This window comes from Brevibacillus sp. NRS-1366 (assembly GCF_050467985.1).
The window spans coordinates 12286-28598 of the sequence record NZ_JBITPN010000019.1; the positions used below are offsets into that span (position 1 = coordinate 12286).

The 16313-nt window shown below is 47.2% G+C and carries 17 protein-coding genes; 4 read left to right on the top strand and 13 right to left on the bottom strand.

The genetic code is table 11. The features are described 5' to 3' along the window. Window positions 1-14 precede the first annotated feature (14 nt). The 6 genes from ACIFQN_RS12345 to ACIFQN_RS12370 all read right to left on the bottom strand — a co-directional run bounded on the left by ACIFQN_RS12345 (window position 15) and on the right by ACIFQN_RS12370 (window position 5178). On the bottom strand, window positions 15-1691 hold the full coding sequence (locus ACIFQN_RS12345; RefSeq protein ID WP_429833334.1) for a DUF4179 domain-containing protein: 1677 nt from the start codon (window positions 1689-1691) through the stop codon (window positions 15-17). Further along, window positions 1672-2241: an RNA polymerase sigma factor gene (locus ACIFQN_RS12350; RefSeq protein ID WP_429833335.1), complete on the bottom strand. Its 570-nt coding sequence runs from the start codon at window positions 2239-2241 to the stop codon at window positions 1672-1674. The genes ACIFQN_RS12345 and ACIFQN_RS12350 overlap by 20 nt, the downstream gene beginning before the upstream one ends. Window positions 2242-2435: 194 nt before the next feature. After that, window positions 2436-2993, bottom strand: a complete 558-nt coding sequence (efp, locus tag ACIFQN_RS12355) for an elongation factor P (protein ID WP_429833336.1) — start codon at window positions 2991-2993, stop codon at window positions 2436-2438. A gap of 43 nt (window positions 2994-3036) precedes the next feature. Then, the gene (locus tag ACIFQN_RS12360; RefSeq protein WP_429833337.1) at window positions 3037-4107 is read right to left on the bottom strand and encodes a M24 family metallopeptidase; all 1071 of its coding nucleotides are present in this window, start codon (window positions 4105-4107) and stop codon (window positions 3037-3039) included. A 35-nt stretch (window positions 4108-4142) separates the two neighbouring features. Further along, window positions 4143-4583 carry a type II 3-dehydroquinate dehydratase gene (aroQ, locus tag ACIFQN_RS12365; RefSeq protein WP_429833338.1) on the bottom strand — a complete coding sequence of 147 codons (441 nt, stop codon included), beginning with the start codon at window positions 4581-4583 and terminating at the stop codon, window positions 4143-4145. Window positions 4584-4695: 112 nt separating this feature from the next. Continuing rightward, entirely contained in the window at window positions 4696-5178 is a 483-nt protein-coding gene (locus ACIFQN_RS12370; protein WP_429833339.1) for a YqhR family membrane protein, read from the bottom strand. Between the two features lie 136 nt (window positions 5179-5314). On the opposite strand from ACIFQN_RS12370, the gene ACIFQN_RS12375 reads away from it, so the two are divergent. Together ACIFQN_RS12375 and ACIFQN_RS12380 are read left to right on the top strand one after the other, a co-directional pair. Beyond that, window positions 5315-6250, top strand: a complete 936-nt coding sequence (locus tag ACIFQN_RS12375) for a DUF1385 domain-containing protein (protein WP_429833340.1) — start codon at window positions 5315-5317, stop codon at window positions 6248-6250. Window positions 6251-6286: 36 nt separating this feature from the next. Then, a complete protein-coding gene (locus ACIFQN_RS12380) occupies window positions 6287-6643 on the top strand; it encodes a hypothetical protein (RefSeq protein ID WP_429833341.1) in 357 nt (118 codons plus the stop codon). 59 nt (window positions 6644-6702) lie between these two features. Here ACIFQN_RS12380 and ACIFQN_RS12385 read toward each other — a convergent pair whose 3' ends face one another. From ACIFQN_RS12385 to ACIFQN_RS12395, 3 genes are all read right to left on the bottom strand, one after another. Continuing rightward, on the bottom strand, window positions 6703-7632 hold the full coding sequence (locus tag ACIFQN_RS12385; protein WP_429833342.1) for a patatin-like phospholipase family protein: 930 nt from the start codon (window positions 7630-7632) through the stop codon (window positions 6703-6705). Window positions 7633-7794: 162 nt separating this feature from the next. Next, entirely contained in the window at window positions 7795-8223 is a 429-nt protein-coding gene (gene mntR, locus ACIFQN_RS12390; RefSeq protein WP_429833343.1) for a transcriptional regulator MntR, read from the bottom strand. 98 nt (window positions 8224-8321) lie between these two features. Then, a complete protein-coding gene (locus tag ACIFQN_RS12395) occupies window positions 8322-8885 on the bottom strand; it encodes an NADPH-dependent FMN reductase (protein WP_429833344.1) in 564 nt (187 codons plus the stop codon). A gap of 156 nt (window positions 8886-9041) precedes the next feature. Between ACIFQN_RS12395 and ACIFQN_RS12400 the strand changes: the two genes are divergently transcribed. After that, window positions 9042-10052, top strand: a complete 1011-nt coding sequence (locus ACIFQN_RS12400; protein WP_429833345.1) for a hypothetical protein — start codon at window positions 9042-9044, stop codon at window positions 10050-10052. Here the strand turns inward: ACIFQN_RS12400 and ACIFQN_RS12405 are convergent. Both ACIFQN_RS12405 and ACIFQN_RS12410 read right to left on the bottom strand, forming a co-directional pair. Further along, window positions 10011-11336, bottom strand: coding sequence for an ATP-binding protein (locus ACIFQN_RS12405; RefSeq protein ID WP_429833346.1), 1326 nt, complete (start codon window positions 11334-11336; stop codon window positions 10011-10013). The two genes, ACIFQN_RS12400 and ACIFQN_RS12405, sit on opposite strands and share 42 nt — an antisense overlap. Before the next feature lie 275 nt (window positions 11337-11611). Continuing rightward, window positions 11612-12967 carry a M28 family peptidase gene (locus ACIFQN_RS12410; protein ID WP_429833347.1) on the bottom strand — a complete coding sequence of 452 codons (1356 nt, stop codon included), beginning with the start codon at window positions 12965-12967 and terminating at the stop codon, window positions 11612-11614. A gap of 396 nt (window positions 12968-13363) precedes the next feature. Between ACIFQN_RS12410 and dat the strand changes: the two genes are divergently transcribed. Further along, window positions 13364-14215, top strand: coding sequence for a D-amino-acid transaminase (gene dat, locus ACIFQN_RS12415; protein ID WP_429833348.1), 852 nt, complete (start codon window positions 13364-13366; stop codon window positions 14213-14215). A gap of 82 nt (window positions 14216-14297) precedes the next feature. Here the strand turns inward: dat and ACIFQN_RS12420 are convergent, their stop codons facing one another. Beyond that, window positions 14298-15128 carry a lipoate--protein ligase family protein gene (locus ACIFQN_RS12420; RefSeq protein WP_429833349.1) on the bottom strand — a complete coding sequence of 277 codons (831 nt, stop codon included), beginning with the start codon at window positions 15126-15128 and terminating at the stop codon, window positions 14298-14300. A gap of 75 nt (window positions 15129-15203) precedes the next feature. Beyond that, window positions 15204-16271, bottom strand: coding sequence for an undecaprenyldiphospho-muramoylpentapeptide beta-N-acetylglucosaminyltransferase (locus tag ACIFQN_RS12425; protein ID WP_429833350.1), 1068 nt, complete (start codon window positions 16269-16271; stop codon window positions 15204-15206). Window positions 16272-16313 lie beyond the last annotated feature (42 nt).

Here is a 16313-nt window from a genome sequence, read left to right on the forward strand (position 1 = left end):
GTCGTCCTGTCCTGTTACTTGTTCATCTCGAATGGCACTTCCCAGTTCAAATTACGGTATTCTCTTTGTTGTACAGAATGTACGAAGGTCAATTCCTTTGGCTGATGTTCAAGTCCCCGGATAAAGAGCGTCCCGGATACTCGTACGCGGCCGTCTTCGCCTCTTGCGTAAGTTTCATTTCTGGAAACAGGGTATTCGTTCCCTTTTTCATCTTTGGCCTTCCATTCGGTTGTATAAATGATCCCCTCAGGCAGCTTTCCGGAGAACGGGAGGATCGCCCCTTTGCCACGGTAGGTATGTTCGCCCAGCTTTTCTTCCTCGTCTGTCGTCTTCATGGAAAATCCGGTAAAGGTGTACTGATTGCCGCTATTCTCAACCGTTACTTCTTGCTTTAACAGCTGATCAACAGACACCTGGGCCTTAAACTTTACTGGTTCGAACAAGTACAAAGAATGTAGCTTGAACTTTAATTTTGCATGGTCTGCGAACGGGGCAAATCCATTCCAAACCTTGAATTGATTAGAATTTTCCGCTGTGCCTATTCCCCTCGTCGTATGTTCCACGGTATTGGTACGGATTTTGTTAATTTCTTCGTAGATCGCATCATCCCACCCGGCAACCACATTCCCTTTCTCGTCAAGTACCTGGTAAGACATCCCAATATCTTGGAAGTATCTCTCCATCATATCCGCCTCAGTATACTTCCCTGGCTCAGGCTTCCCTGCTACCCAGCCATTTTCCGCCATCGTCTTCTTCACCTGCTTAATCCGTTCCTCGGTCCAGTCCGTTTCCATCTCCAACAAGCTTGCACTCGGTACAGTCATAATATTGTTCAGCTTAATCGCTATCCCCTGCGGGGTTGTGAATTGCTGATTTAAGTGCGTATATTTAGCTGCTGCCTTGGCCTTTTTCATATCGACAGGAAATTCAATCAGCCATTTTCCTTCTTTTCCTCCCAGTTTGGTTGCCTCTACGCTTACCTTCATTTCATCGGGGATGTCCTTGGGATCTTTAAATAAGGTAAAGAAGTCTTGTTTCAATACCACGTAATCCCCTTCCTTACGGGTAGTCCAGCCGCCCCCTGCTGGATTGAGATCTTCACCCGCCTTATTTTTGTAAGTAAGACGGAATTCATCATCCTGCATTTTGTACGGGATGTTCTTGCCATTCTGATCCACGATATCGCAAATGATGGCAATCCTCATCGGATCAGCAAGCACCTCTTTTACAACGAGAGTAATCCCTTGGTCCGCCACGCGTTTGTTAATATCCTGCACATATCCGTTTTCCACTGCCTTTTTCAGCCCATTGTCAACACCTTGGATGGATTGGATTACGCTGTTTACATAACTGGCAAACGTTGGGGAAACTATCGAGCCAAATGTAACGAGGGCAGTCACTCCCGCTACGGCTAACGCTGTTTTTTTCATAATGGCCATACTCCTTTTTTTCCAATTTGGTTTCGGAACCGGCTGCGGCAGGTGTTCCAATGCACTCATTACCTGGCTAGTGAAGCCTGCGGGCAGATTGCTTGGAACCGCTAAATCGATTAGATACGGTTCTTCATTTTCAAGCATCAGTTGCTGGCAAATGAGGCAATCGGCTACATGATGTTCTAGGTGTCTGCTTTCCACGTCAGAAAGTTCTCCATGCAAATAGGCGCGTAGTTGATCAGTTTTGGAGCACTTCATAGTTCGCAGCACCTCCTGACATTTCTTGCGTAATTCCGGCCCGTAGTTTTTTCTTCGCATGATGAATACGCATCTGAACAGTCGTAATCGGCAGATGCAATATTTCGCTGATTTCCTTGTAGCTAAGCTGTTCCATGTATTTCAACAGAAAAGCGGCGCGGTAGTCTTCCCCTAAAATCATGATCTGGCGCTGTAGCGTATCTTGTTGTTCTTTCTCCAAATAAGCTCTCTCAGGTGTCTCACGCTCTACAAGCATGGTTTCTTCCAGTGGAGCTTTGATATAACGCTTGTTTTTACGCCACACATCAATACACAGATTCGATGCCATTCGATACAACCAAGCCAAAAAAGCATCCGTGGGCTTGTATTTCCCGAGTTGGCAGTACGCCTTGAGAAACACCTCCTGTGTTAAGTCCTGAGCATCCTGTACCTGTCCTGTCATTCGATAGAGAAAGCTGTATACTTTGTCTTTGTACTTATCTACCAGGCCTGCGTAAGCTTCTCGATGTCCCGCTTGCACCTGTTGTACGATCAACCAATCGTCCTGCAAAGTAGATCCTCCCATCTAAAAATCCGTTCGCTGCGCAGCGTTTCTTATGGCAGGTTCAATTAGATTAACGCAAGAAGCCGTTTTTTCTTTCCAATCTTTTTACATTTTTTGTGAATCATTGGGATATTTCCTTTTTCAAGCAAAAAAAAGACTGCACCCTGATGATGGGCACAGCCTTTCTCTAAAGAAGTCGTTTATGCACGGGAAACATATGCTTCGGTACGCGTATCAATGATGAGACGCTCGCCTTCTTCAACGAAAAGAGGTACGTTTACGACAAAACCAGTTTCCAGCGTTGCTTTTTTCGTTACGTTGGAAGCAGTATCGCCTTTTACGCCTGGTTCACATTCGGTTACGACCAGCTCAACTGTGTTTGGCAGTTGAATTCCGATAGTCTCACCATTGTACTGCATGATTTGTACGTTCATGTTTTCCTTGAGGAAACGGAGTTCACGCTCGATCTGGCTACGGGTGAATGTCATTTGCTCGTAAGTTTCGGTATTCATGAATGTGTATTCATCGCCGCTAGCGTACAGGTATTGCATGGTGTTGGATTCAATCCGCGCAGGGTTTACTTTTTCGCCACCACGGAAAGTCATTTCTGTTGTGTTGCCGCTACGCAGGTTGCGCAGTTTGGAGCGTACGAATGCCGCGCCTTTACCCGGCTTTACGTGTTGGAATTCCAGCACTGTAAAAATATTGCCATCCACTTCGATTGTCAAACCGGTACGAAAATCGTTTACAGAGATCATGGTAGTCCTCCCGAAAATCAATCAATAACAGAAATAGTATAAATTACACGGGCAAAATGAGCAACTCTTTCGTAGACTTGTTGAGGATCTCATGGCCATCGGCTGTGATCAGCACATCGTCTTCGATCCGCACACCGCCAAGCCCGCTTACATAAATGCCTGGTTCCATCGTGACGAGCATGCCTGGCGCAAGTACGAACGTGCTCACAGTCGACAATCCTGGCAGCTCATGCACTTCTAGTCCGAGACCGTGTCCTGCACTATGACCGTATGCGTCTCCATATCCTGCTGCCGTGATAATGTCGCGTGTCGCAGCATCTGCGGCCTTTGCGGTTACACCTGGCTTCAGAGCTTGCACTCCCGCGATTTGCGCACGCAGGACGATGTCGTAAATCTCTTTCATCTTTGGATTGGGCTCGCCGACAGAGAGTGTGCGAGTAATATCTGAATGGTAGCCTTTATAGGCGGCTCCAAAATCAAGCGTTACCATTTCCCCTGCTTCGATTACTTTCTCGCTCGCGCGTCCGTGTGGCAAAGCACCACGTACTCCCGATGCTACGATCATGTCAAAAGCAGAACCGGTTGCCCCTTGCTTGCGCATGAAGTACTCCAGCTCCAGAGCAACGTCCGTTTCACGTACACCAGGCTTGATGTATCCTTGGATATGCTCAAATGCCGCTTCAGCAATTCGCACGGCTTCACGGATGATCACCATCTCGGATTCATCTTTGTACATACGAATTTTTTCCAGCAAACCACTTGTCGGAACCAGCTCGACAAGATCGAATGCACGATTCCATTCCTGGTAGGTGGCAAAAGACAGACTGCTTTCAAATGCGAGTCGCTTGACACCTTTCTCGGAAAGAAGCTTGGCAATTGCTTCGACCGCTTTACGTTCATTGTCCACAACTGTGAAGTCCGGTGCCTGTTCTTGTGCTTGTTCTACGTAACGGAAGTCCGTTACAAGAAACGCCTCCGTCGCCGTCACAATGACCCAGCCTGTGGATCCAGTGAAACCGCTTAAATAAAAGCGATTCTCTGTTTTTTCCGTAATGAGTGCATCTGCTCCCGCATTCGCCAGCGCTTCTCTTACTTTTGTTAGACGTTGTTTCAAGACAACCGCCTCCCTTTCCCCTGGTAACGACTGATTTATTTCTTCTTGATTTTACGGACAAGAGCTCGCAGCGCCCACTCATATCCATCCATTCCCAATCCAACGACTTGTCCGATTGCAATGGGAGCGATTACAGAGTGATGGCGGAATTCTTCTCTGGCATGAATATTGGAGATATGTATTTCGATTGTCGGTAGGGCCACACTAGACAGGGCATCACGTATCGCATAACTGTAATGTGTAAAAGCACCCGGATTAATCAAGATCCCGTCATGGACGCCTCTGGCCCCATGAATGGCATCAATCAGTACACCTTCGTGGTTTGATTGGCAGTGCTCTAGTCTGCCGCCCAACTCATCCATTACTTTGTTTAGATTCGAGACCAAATCCGCGAGCGTTTCCCTTCCGTATACTTCTGGCTCCCTTGTTCCCAATAAATTGAGATTGGGGCCATTCAGCAACAGGACGGAAGTCATCGTCCATCCCCCCCAAATAGGTTTCAGTAAAAAAGTTTTTTTACTAATGAAACATTTTACCACAAGCCCCGCCAAGTTTAACAGAGAATAAGTTTATCCCTTGCTGTCATTCTTATTGAATATCATCGGATTCCTCCAATGTCAACGTCATTCCTACAAATAATCCAAAGGACAAAAACCAAGCAGCCTCGCTACTCAATGTGTCTAGATTCCAGTTCCCTATCCGAAAAAAAAATCCTGCTATCATCAGCATGACCAAGCCAAATAATAGACCGCTCCACCACACCCGCTGCCGACTGAACAACATGGAAAACAAAAACGTTGCGACAAGCGATTCAATAAAAAGGAGAATCGCCCCGAGCCCCATGCCCGCCATCGAGTTTTCTTCTACACCCATTAAGGGCCGGGCGAACGCTCCCAGTCCGTATGGTGTAAGATGTAAGAAATGCGCAAGCAAGCGAATGACTCCCCAGATGATCGTTCCCCAGAAAGCGACCTCCAGAACTTTTGCCATCGCCAGGTGCTTGCCGGTTTGCTGATCCTTTTGCTCTATCTTTTCATCTCTGTTCCTTCTTCTTGTTTTGGTCACTTCCACGTCAATCACCTCGCTTGTAGTATGCACGCTCTGCTTGTTTTTCACTAATTGTTGACTTTTCTAGTCAGAACATGAACTGCTTGTAGCTTCAATGTCTTATTTCCGTTAATATAAGAAGTAAGGAAGGTGATTTACGTTGGCGCAGCAAAACGTACCCAGCTACGGTGGTCAGGCCGTTATTGAAGGTGTTATGTTCGGCGGCAAAACCATGACCGTTACGGCTGTTCGCAAAAAAAATCAAGACATTGAGTATTTTGAAGCCCCCCGTGCGGAATATAAATGGATTACTCCTTTGAAAAAAATTCCGTTTTTGCGCGGGCTGGTAGGCTTAATCGAAGCCAGTGCAAATGGGGCCAAACATCTCAACTTCGCCTCCGAACGTTACAATATGGAATCGGGTGAAGAAGTCTCCGAAGGCCCATCGAAGCTTACCATGGTTCTCGGCGTCGCAGTAGTCGGGGTTCTGTCGTTCTTGTTCGGCAAATTCGTATTCACACTTGTTCCCGTCTTTCTTGCAGATTTTTTGTTGGGTAAATGGGTTCCAGATGGTGTACCCCAGACCCTTGCGGAAGGCGGCTTCAAGATTCTTCTGCTCCTTGGTTATATCACCGCCATTGCAAAAGCACCCATCATCAAAAGGCTGTTTCAATATCATGGGGCTGAGCACAAAGTGATTAACGCCTTCGAGTCCGGGGTAGAATTAACAGTAGCGAATGTGCAAAAATTTTCCACCCTGCATTACCGTTGCGGCAGTAGTTTTCTCATTTTCACGGTGTTCGTCGGTGTCGTTATTTACTCTCTGTTCAGTTATGACTCCCTGACGGAACGGATCGTACAACGCATTGTTCTCTTGCCACTGGTGATCGGTGTTTCCTACGAAGTGCTGCAGTGGACAAACAAGCTCCGTGAAACCCCTGTCCTTCGTTACCTTGGCTACCCGGGTCTTTGGCTCCAAAAAATTACCACTCGCGAGCCGGACGATAGTCAAGTGGAAGTAGCGATTGCCTCCTTCCAAAAAATGCGGGAGCTTGATCAGAAACATGTGCAAGAGAGAATGGTTACGACCGGATAACGTGAGGCATTTTTAATCCCATAGAGGTGAAGCCCTATGTTACGCCGCATTCCACCAGTGATTCTGATTGTGTTGTTGCTAGCTATCTATGGATTTTTATCGACGTTTATCGCTGACCCAGTCAACACCCTGATTATTTTGGGATTGTCGGTAGTTCTATTCTTGGTCGTTCGTAATTACCTGCGGACCGGCTCCTTTTTTCCACAGTCTTCCGAGCATCGAAAACCGAAGCAGCCAAAGGCAAAACCCAAAACTCCCGGCCTGCGACATGCGGTTAAAAAGCAATCGACGTCTCCTAGAAAAGATCATCCGTTTCGAGTCATTGATGGTAACAAAGGAAAATCCAAAGAAAAGCAAAACGATGAGAAATCGCAGAACAACATCTCTCATTAAGACCCGGAAACAAAGAAAACAGGTTGCCCTTTTTCAGGCAGCCTGTTTTTTTGCTGTACTTATACTGGTATTTTAGGAGACGTATTGCGAAAGACCTTTACGTATTCATCGAAATCCCAATGGTCCAAAAATCGGTGTGCAGCCTGTTCTCCGGATGCAAACAACTGCTGTCGCAACTGGAGCGGCAAATGAAATTGAGTCGTGCGAATACCAAGTGTATTGATAAAAATGGTTCGAACAGCTTTTGCTTTCTCCACATGAAGTCGATCATGAGCATCTAACATCGTTGACAGTAATCCTCTGGTAAATGAAAACAACCCTTTGATGCGATCCTCCTTCCGTTTTCCTTGGTCGTCTTGCAGGCGAAATCCGATCGTTGGCCACCGTGGCGTCCCCTCAACATCAAACAACCAGACGGGATAGTTGCTAAGCAGCGCTCCATCGACAATGTAATGGGTCTCCCCAGGTTTTTTTAACACGGAAGGCTGAAAGAAAAAAGGAATGGAGGACGACATCCGAACGGCCCTGGCAATCGGAAATTCTTCGGGGGCCAATCCGTAGCAGACCAAATCATCCGGCATCACGAGCATCTTTCCCACACTGATGTCAGATGCTACAATTCGCAGCTTGCCAATCGGCAGATCCCCGAACGTGCGTACACCCTTTCTGCGCAATAACTCTTCTACGAACAGCTCCATTCGATCCGCACGAAAAACTCCTTCGCGGACGATCAGCTCGTAAATCGGACCGATAAGCGGGAGACGTCCTATCCCACCTCGCTGCAGAAAATAGAGAAAGTCCAGTTCCTCATAAATTGGTTTCAGTTCCTGACTGGTGTAGCCTGCACTTAAGAGAGCTGCCACGATAGAACCAGCCGAAGTACCCGCCAGCTTTTCCCATGTATAGCCATGCTCCTCCATTACCTGCAAAGCTCCGATAAAAGCGACCCCTTTCACTCCGCCACCTTCAAAGACCGCGTCCGCTTTCATCTCGCCAGCCTCCTAATAAAGCCTTTATCGATGCCTACGCACCGGGGAACGACCGCGATTGATGAAAGGCTCCCTTTACCATATATAGGGTGATAGCTCATCCCTTACAACTGAGAAAAGCGCAAGCCTGTTCGGCCTGCGCTTTTGGACATACATCGTATGCTATTCTTCTTTTTGTTCATCTTCCTGACGAATGAGACGAAGCTCTTCCATCCGATTCGGATCTGCTTGAAAATATTGAACCAAGTATTCCAAACAAGTAATCGACTCCCAGCTAAGATGGTGTTCGATTCCCTCAACGTCTCGATAAATATGCTCTTCATCCACACCGATGACCCGCATGAATTCCTCAAGCAGACTGTGGCGATCAACAAGCCGTTTGCCGATCTTTTTTCCTTTTGGAGTCAGAACCAAACCGCGATATTTTTCATAGACGAGGTACTTGTCCTTGTCCAGTTTTTGTACCATCTTCGTGACCGAAGAGGGATGTACTTCCAACGCTTCAGCAATATCGGAGACACGAGCATAGCCCTTTTCTTCAATTAAGCTGTAAATCCGTTCCAAATAGTCTTCCATACTCGGCGTCGGCATGTGAACCCCTCATTTCCAAACCGTATTTCTGACGTCCAAAAAAGGCACGTAGAAATATAATACCCCGTAATGAGAAGCATTTGCAAGATAAACCTGCCCTAATTCGGTTGTTTTTCACGAATTGGGTTCATCATTTGGACATATTGGACCAACTGCTTGCCTAATAGCTCTAAACGTGCCTGCAAACGCTCATCCTTTAGCTTGCCTTCTGGTGTAAACGCATTGTATGCGCTCGGAATGCTTGGGCTCGAAGGGAGTGGCCATGCATGCAAATTACGCATGATCAATTGCAATGTATTGACCGTATTCGTCGCTCCCATGCTGCCACCTGCAGTGCCGATCAATGCGACATGCTTATCACGCAAGTGGCGCCCCTCGAGAAAATCCAATGCGTTCTTTAATGATCCTGTGATCGTACCATGATATTCTGGTGAGCCAATAATTAGTCCGTCTGCTTCAGAAACTGCTTTAATAAATGAATGCACGACTTCAGGGTAGGTAGAGGTATCTTCTCGATCATCATAAATAGGTATTTTCCAATCAGCCAGGTGGATCATTTCAACTGTCGCACCTGCTTCTCTAGCAGCATCCAGCACAATTTGCACTGCCTGCTTGGTCGTCGAATTCGTGTTCATGCTTCCTGCAATTCCTACTATTTTCATCTCTTTTCACCTCTTGCGAAAAAATCAGTGCTGATAATGGTATTATAATCAATTTAATCTAATTAGTAAACTAAAATGTTTATTTATTATCCTCGGTTCTGAACAAGCCCCTCTCCCTCATACACTTGTACCAAGCTAGATAGAAGGATGATGCCTATGGACAAAGACGCTTGGCAGATCGCCATTGTTTTTGCAGGGTCTGCACTCGGAGTAAGTTATCTGGGCGGTTACGAATGGCTACACTTTTTCACATATTTTGGCTCTTGGGGAACCATCGGCATCATACTCGTCAGTCTCGGTATGGGATGGCTCGGCTACTCCGTGTTGACTCTCTGCCACCGCATTGGAGCTCGCTCGGTATACGATCTTTATTTGTATTTGTTTGGTGAAGCTATGGCCGCAAGCCTATCTGTTGTCACCCATTTATTAGTGGTGGCCTACGCAGGAGTCATGCTAAGTCAACAAGCGAGCAACCTGATCGATGGGTTGTCTCCTCTTTGGTTTATTCTCTTGTCCATTCTCATCGGGATCGTCTTTATTATGCGTCGCTGGAAGTGGATCGTGTCGGGCATGGCCATTTCGCTCGGGGTCGGCGTTTTATTTTTCGGAGTGATTTTTTTCGAGCAGTTCCATGTTCCCATTCCTAGTCTGGGCTACCAGATGAATCTGAATTGGCTGGTTCACTCTGTCTTCTATTTGGCTTTGCACACCCTGCTCTGTGTGGTAGTAGCGATTCCGGTGGCTGGTCGCTCCGACAGCGAGAAGACGATACAACTAGGCGTTGGCCTCGCCACTGCCTTCTTCTTTGGCCTGGCAATCCTTGGGCAGGCTATTCTACTCGCCTACTGGCACGACGTTCACGCCTCTGCACTGCCTACCAAACAAATTTTAATGCAGCTAATACCCTTGGGTGATTGGTTACTAGTCCTGCTCTCCCTCGCTCATGGAGGAATTATGATCGCTACCATCGTTTATACTCTTGCTGCACCTGTTGCACAGCGACACGACCTGCAATTTGTCCCGATTGTTGTTGTTTTGCTTTCTATGATCTTGCTGGTCTCTTTGGTCCCGCTCGCACTCCCTTGGACTGTTTCCTTCATAGCCAGCGGTGCTACTTACTGTGGGTTACTTGTATTCGTACGTTTTATCTGGAAACGTCAGAGCTAAATCATCGCTTGCGAAAGGTAACAGGATGCTTACAGTTGTTCCTTGTTGCCTTTGGCTTTCGATAGAGATACTTCCTCCGTGATCTTGGACGATGCGTGAGCTAATCATTAAGCCCAAGCCAGTACCATTTTCTTTGGTTGTGTAAAACGGTTCGCCTAAGCGCGGTATGTGCACGGAGTCAATGCCGCAGCCAGTATCCCGAATGCTGACACGTACATGAGACAAAGAATCGCGGGATACATGTACGTAGATTTCTCCACCTTGTGGCAACGCCTCGATTGCATTTTTACAAATATTCAAGAAGACCTGTTTCAGCTGATTCTCCTCACAGGAAATCACGGGTAGCTGTGCTTCGAACGAGGTATGAATTTGAATGTTATTTAAATTCGCTTGGCTGTCCAGGAAAGAAATCACATTTTGAACGATGGTGGCAATATCTTTGTGCTGAAATTTCACTCCTTGGGGTTTTGCTAAAACAAGCAATTCACTCACTATGAAATTAATGCGGTCAAGCTCACCCAGCATGATCTCGCAATAGCGTTTTTGGTTTTCTTCCAATGATGCGTGGAGTAACTGAATGAAACCGCGAAGGGATGTCAATGGATTCCGTATTTCATGGGCTATCCCAGCAGCTAATTGGCCGAGTGCTGAAAGCTTGTCCGATTGTCGGAGTAGTTCTTTCGTTCTCATCAGTTCAGACACATCTCGGGACAAGATCATCATACTTTCTATATGGCCGTCATTACCTTTGATCGGCTTGTAACGCGACTCTACATGGATCCAATGCCCATTCCGATGCAGCATGCGATACCCAATCATCGTCACGGCTTCGTTGACCCAGCTTTTCACAAAGGCATCGCGTACTTTTTCCAAATCCTCAGGATGAACGAGTTTGGATCTGTCTTCCATCTGCATGAACTCGTCAGCTGTATAGCCTAAAAGCACTGCCAGTGATGCTGATATGTATTTCGGCATTTTATCTTTATTATAAACAAATATCATGTCCGTCATATTTTCTGCGATCAAGCGAAAGTTGGCCTTGAATGGGTGCTCTTTCTCTTCCCACCATTCCCTCTCTTGCGCAGATTTTTTCCATAAACGAACCTGTTTCCATACACGATAGAGTAAAAGGGTGATGAGTAAGGTATACACCAATTGTAAGTAGATCAAGGAACGACGGTCGATGTACTCAGGGGATAAAGTTAAGAAAAAGGCGTAAATGGGGGCCCAACCGATAATGAGCAGAAATAGATAAAAAAAAGAATGAGTGCTGATTTGTTTCATCACAACCTCCACTACTCTTCGATGAATTGCAATAACTAGCTGCCATAAGTTTTGCTAAGTCGTTTTGCTAAGTCGTTTTTTATTGGATGGAAGTGAACGCATTAAACCGTTTACACAATGAAATAATCGCACGTTTTTTTAAGATTCTTAAAAATTATACGCTTTTTATCTAATTGTGACCATTCCTTGTCATTCGACATATTACGACAAAACTTTCAACAAATAAACGTCCCTACTCTGGGGACGTTTCCGTCTTTATTCAGTTTGATGCGAATCTATTGAAACTCTTCTTCTGCCGTAGCCTTCCTTGACAGTTTACTGCCACCTGTTTTTGGATATGCGGGAGTACTCGGATCGGTCATCTGGCTAATCACCGCAAACATTACCTGTGTGGCCTCTGTGAGATACGCCATACTGATCTTGTCACGTGTATCTTGCGGTTGATCACGCAGTGTATTGACAGGTGGACGAGTCACCAGTGCAGTAGGAATCCCTGCTGCTGCAAGGGTATAAAATTCGCTATTTCCTCTCACTTGATCATGCGAAGCGGATGAAAAGCGAGCACCCGCTTCAACAACTAAGTTGGCAGGCAAATTTTTGGTCCCATTGCCGGTTGTCACGAGCAAGTCGCCCTTATCCTGATTCCCTACACCATCTAAGCTGAATGCCGCGATTATTTTTTCTTTCTCACCAGCGGATAAAGAGTCTGCAAAGGCGATTGGTCCCCTCTCCCCGGACGAGACCGCTCCGAAACTTACGAAGCGAATCTCCGTATCTATTGGCCGATCGGACATGTTGCGTGCCACTTCCAAGAGTACGGACAAGCCAGCAGCTCCATGGTTTGCTCCCGGTGAAATTGGGACGGAGTCATGATGCCCAGTCAGCAGCACAATTTGCCCTGTCCCTCCTTGGGCTGGTTTGCGCGAGGCAATGAAATTGTACGAAGTCTGCTTGCTCGACAGGCCGCCATCCACATTCACTGTCGCCTTTAGTTGTTCCTTTGCCGCAAGTCGTTTTTGTATCAGCAGTCCTTCCTCTCTCGGCAATGCTATCACGGGTACTGACATGTCCAACGGTTCGGCAAGCGTCCCCTTCCATTCTCCATCCTTATCATTCCAAATAATAGCGGCTACAGCACCTGCAGCGGCAGCCTGCCTGACTTTTTCCGCAAAAGAAATCGACCCTCTTTTGATAAACGCTATATTCCCTCGTGCATTTCCGTGATGGAAGTCAGCAGCGGTCCCCAGCCCACTATTCACGATGATAGAAGTTGCAGCTCCATTTGGGCCAAACGGTATGCTTTTCGGATTCCAGTTTTGTGTTGACCACCCCTCAATGGACAAAGAAAGCGTAGACGGCTTTCGATAGGTGTAATAGGAAAAGGGCTGCAAGGTCGTCTCATATCCGTAGGAGCGCAGAGTATCCTCGACGTACACCCCAGCCGCAAACTCCGTCTCGGTAGCAGGCGGCCTGGGAATGCGAGTCAAGTGGTCCATATGGCGATTCAAATTTTCATCGTCTAACCACGCCTGTATTTCTTCCGCTTTCACCTCAGAGGAGACCGGCAGCGGCATCAGCATGATTCCCCAAACAAGTAGCGCACTCATTGCATAGTATCGGACGGATCGCATCGCATTCTCCTTTCCAATCGCTCTTGTGCTATTATTATGGGCTGTTTCTTTACGCAGCGTCTAGTCAGAATAGTTAGTCAAATACTTTCATCGTGCGGCAGTGGACGACAGCTTTAGTTTCTCTTCTGCCCAAATCTTTCTGTAACCCTTGTGGTAGGCCGAGGAAAGCGTCGATTTGTCGAGTGATTGAGCGGTTTCCTCCCCCATACGAAATGTTTATGGAAGGGTGTCCCAACACGCAAAATTATTGATAACCATTTTGCTATTTTCAAATTGACCCCCTCATACCGATTTGCTAAGGTTGATTCATAAAACCGTTGTTGGAAAAACGCAGCTTTTTCGTCGAATTCGATAGCGAAAGCGGAGTTTTTCGATTGCGCTTAAGGAGGACTCACCATGCTATATGTAGATGGCAAATGGGTGGAAGAAGGTCAAGCAGCAGTGAACCCTGAAGACCGCGGTTACAACTTTGGAGACGGAATTTACGAAGTTGTTCGCATCTACAAGGGTAAAATGTATCAATGGGACGCTCATCTTACACGGTTGTATAGAAGCGCGCGTGAAATCAAGCTGGAATTGCCGTGGAGCATGGAAGAGTTGAATGAAATCGCTAGTCAACTGCTGCAAAAGAACAACATCTCCGAAGAAGACGATGCCACTCTTTATTTGCAGATCTCTCGTGGCGCCGCACCTCGGGTACACGATATTCCGAGCGGTATTCAGCCGGTTATCATGGCTTTTGTTCGTCACAAGGCGCGTCCTGTGGCAGACATGAAAAAAGGCTGGACCGCACAGCTGGTCGATGATATTCGCTGGCTCCGCTGTGATATCAAGACCCTCAACCTTTTAGGCGCCGTGTTGGTAAAACAGTACGCTAAAGACGCTGGTGCGCAGGAATCCATCTTGCATCGCAACGGAACCATTACCGAGTGCAGCTCCTCCAACCTGTTTGCAGTAAAAAATGAGGCATTGTACACCCACCCGGCCGATCATCTGATCCTGCATGGCATTACGCGTCAGAGCGTTATCGACCTGGCAAAAGAAAATGGCATTCCCGTGCATGAAAAGCCATTCGACATTCCATTCCTCATGCAAGCGGATGAGTTGTTCCTGACCAGCACAACAGCGGAAATCATGCCGCTGATCTCAGTTGACGGCCAACCTATTGGAGACGGACAAGTAGGCACTGTCGTCCAAAAGCTGCAAGCTCTGTTCGAACAGCATATCAACACAAACGTGCTCGTATAGCATGAATAAGAAAAGCTCTCCTGGTCGCAAACGTCAGACCCGTGAGAGCTTTTGCTTTTACATTTTGTGTTTCCTTTTTCCTTTACCTGCGCAGGTTCCATTCGTCAGTTGCGTAGCGCGTGCGTGCCAACTCTTCTGCCAGTGTGCGCTCTTCGACTGTCAACTCAGTTGGAACCAGCTCTACTTCCAGCCCAGACGCAAATCCGCGTCCAAACGCATCAATGGCTTCTTGCAAGCTGACCCTCCGTGGACTCACCTCATTAATGGTGACCGCTTTTTGGCGGAAGCTGTCCATCATCCGCTGCTTCACACGTTCGGATGGAAAGTGCAGGAGAGAAAATAACAATTCGACATCCATATCCAGCAAAATCGAGCCGTGCTGTAGAATGACGCCTTTTTGGCGGGTTTGGGCACTTCCGGCTACCTTTTTCCCTTCGACAACCAGTTCGTACCAGGATGGGGAGTCAAAGCACGCAGAAGAGCCAGGAGAATTGTACTTCTCCTTTTCCTCTTCACTTGCTAAAGAGACCATTTCTGCTTCCAGCCCTAGATTTTGAAATCCATGCAAAAGTCCTAGACTAATAATTTTGTACGCTTCCGTGACACCAGACGGCATTTTCGGGTGCTCTTCGGAGACGATGACACTATAGGTCAGCTCCTGGTCATGGAGGACAGCTCTCCCCCCAGTTGGCCTGCGAACAAACCCGAGACCTCTCTTATGTACTTCTTCCCTATTAATTTCTTTGATTGCCTTCTGGAAATAACCGATAGACAAGGTTGCCGGGTCCCATGTGTAAAAACGGACGGTTGGCCCTACCTTGCCTTCGCTGTGCAATAGCAGGATTGCTTCGTCCACTGCCATATTCATCGCGGGAGACATTGCCTCGGTCACGATATAGCGCCACTGTTCCATAAATGTACCTCCTCTTTGACAACGCCTTCATTGTACGCTGGCTCGGCGAAATTGTGCAAGCTTCTAATAGGCGAATCAGACAGCGGATTCCTTAAGCAAAGCGATGACTTTTGTCAACGCATCCGTTCCTTTTTCCTGTTGCATCCTCCGTTTCATGTCCGCTTTGTTCATCTCCAGCTTCTCTACTGCCTGTGAAAACGATTCATCCGTGAGTTCTTCGTCGAGCAGCACCTGGCTAAAGCCTTGCTTTTCAAAAGAACGGGCATTCACAATCTGATCTCCTCGGCTCGCAGCCAAAGGCAACGGGATCAGGAGCATCGGAATTTGCAGCGCGAGAAATTCAAAGATCGCATTCGATCCTGCCCGAGAGACCACCAGATCGGCCATGGCCAAAAGATCCGGGAGCTCATCTTGAATATATTCAAACTGTCGATATCCGCTGCGCTCTATCGTCTCGTCTACCTGCCCTTTTCCACAGATGTGCACAATCTGAAAAGACTCGAGCAAGGCTGTTAGATTATTCCGAACGACTTCATTAATACGTTTCGCTCCCAGACTTCCGCCCATAACAAGTAAGACGGACTTGGTACTGGAAAAACGACAAAATGCGAATCCCCGCTCGCTTCGACCGTGCTTTAGTTCTTCTCGTACGACTGCTCCCACATGGACACCTTTGTCCTGTGGAATGTAAGCGAGCGTTTCAGGAAAGGTGACACATACTTTGCAAGCAAAAGGAACGGAAAGTCGATTGGCCAAACCTGGCGTTACGTCAGATTCATGAACGACAACCGGCTGACGATTCAGCCATCCTCCCATAACGACAGGGACAGAAACAAAGCCACCCTTGGAAAAAATCACATGGGGCTTCCACTTGTGTAAAAAGCGGTAAGCCTGCCAAATTCCTTTGGTGACGCGCATCGGGTCGGTTATGTTTTTCCAATCAAAATATCGACGTAGTTTTCCAGAAGAAATCCCGACGTAATGGACACCGGATATTCCTGCAATCAAATCCCGCTCGATACCAGTTGTGGAGCCGATATAGGCTACATCCCATCCCGCTTGAATGAAATGCGGAATTAATGCAAGATTAACGGTCACATGTCCTGCCGAACCTCCGCCTGTAAACGCAATGCGTTTCTTCATCCTGCTGGCCTCCTTCGCCAGTAAAAATGGCTTCCCAATCCA

Coding starts and splice junctions, on each gene's coding strand:
- ACIFQN_RS12345 (WP_429833334.1), bottom strand. CDS start 1,691: ATGAAGTGCTCCAAAACTGATCAACTACGCGCCTATTTGCATGGAGAA.
- efp (WP_429833336.1), bottom strand. CDS start 2,993: ATGATCTCTGTAAACGATTTTCGTACCGGTTTGACAATCGAAGTGGAT.
- aroQ (WP_429833338.1), bottom strand. CDS start 4,583: ATGACTTCCGTCCTGTTGCTGAATGGCCCCAATCTCAATTTATTGGGA.
- ACIFQN_RS12380 (WP_429833341.1), top strand. CDS start 6,287: ATGTTACGCCGCATTCCACCAGTGATTCTGATTGTGTTGTTGCTAGCT.
- ACIFQN_RS12385 (WP_429833342.1), bottom strand. CDS start 7,632: ATGAAAGCGGACGCGGTCTTTGAAGGTGGCGGAGTGAAAGGGGTCGCT.
- mntR (WP_429833343.1), bottom strand. CDS start 8,223: ATGCCGACGCCGAGTATGGAAGACTATTTGGAACGGATTTACAGCTTA.
- ACIFQN_RS12395 (WP_429833344.1), bottom strand. CDS start 8,885: ATGAAAATAGTAGGAATTGCAGGAAGCATGAACACGAATTCGACGACC.
- ACIFQN_RS12400 (WP_429833345.1), top strand. CDS start 9,042: ATGGACAAAGACGCTTGGCAGATCGCCATTGTTTTTGCAGGGTCTGCA.
- ACIFQN_RS12405 (WP_429833346.1), bottom strand. CDS start 11,336: ATGAAACAAATCAGCACTCATTCTTTTTTTTATCTATTTCTGCTCATT.
- ACIFQN_RS12410 (WP_429833347.1), bottom strand. CDS start 12,967: ATGCGATCCGTCCGATACTATGCAATGAGTGCGCTACTTGTTTGGGGA.
- dat (WP_429833348.1), top strand. CDS start 13,364: ATGCTATATGTAGATGGCAAATGGGTGGAAGAAGGTCAAGCAGCAGTG.
- ACIFQN_RS12420 (WP_429833349.1), bottom strand. CDS start 15,128: ATGGAACAGTGGCGCTATATCGTGACCGAGGCAATGTCTCCCGCGATG.
- ACIFQN_RS12425 (WP_429833350.1), bottom strand. CDS start 16,271: ATGAAGAAACGCATTGCGTTTACAGGCGGAGGTTCGGCAGGACATGTG.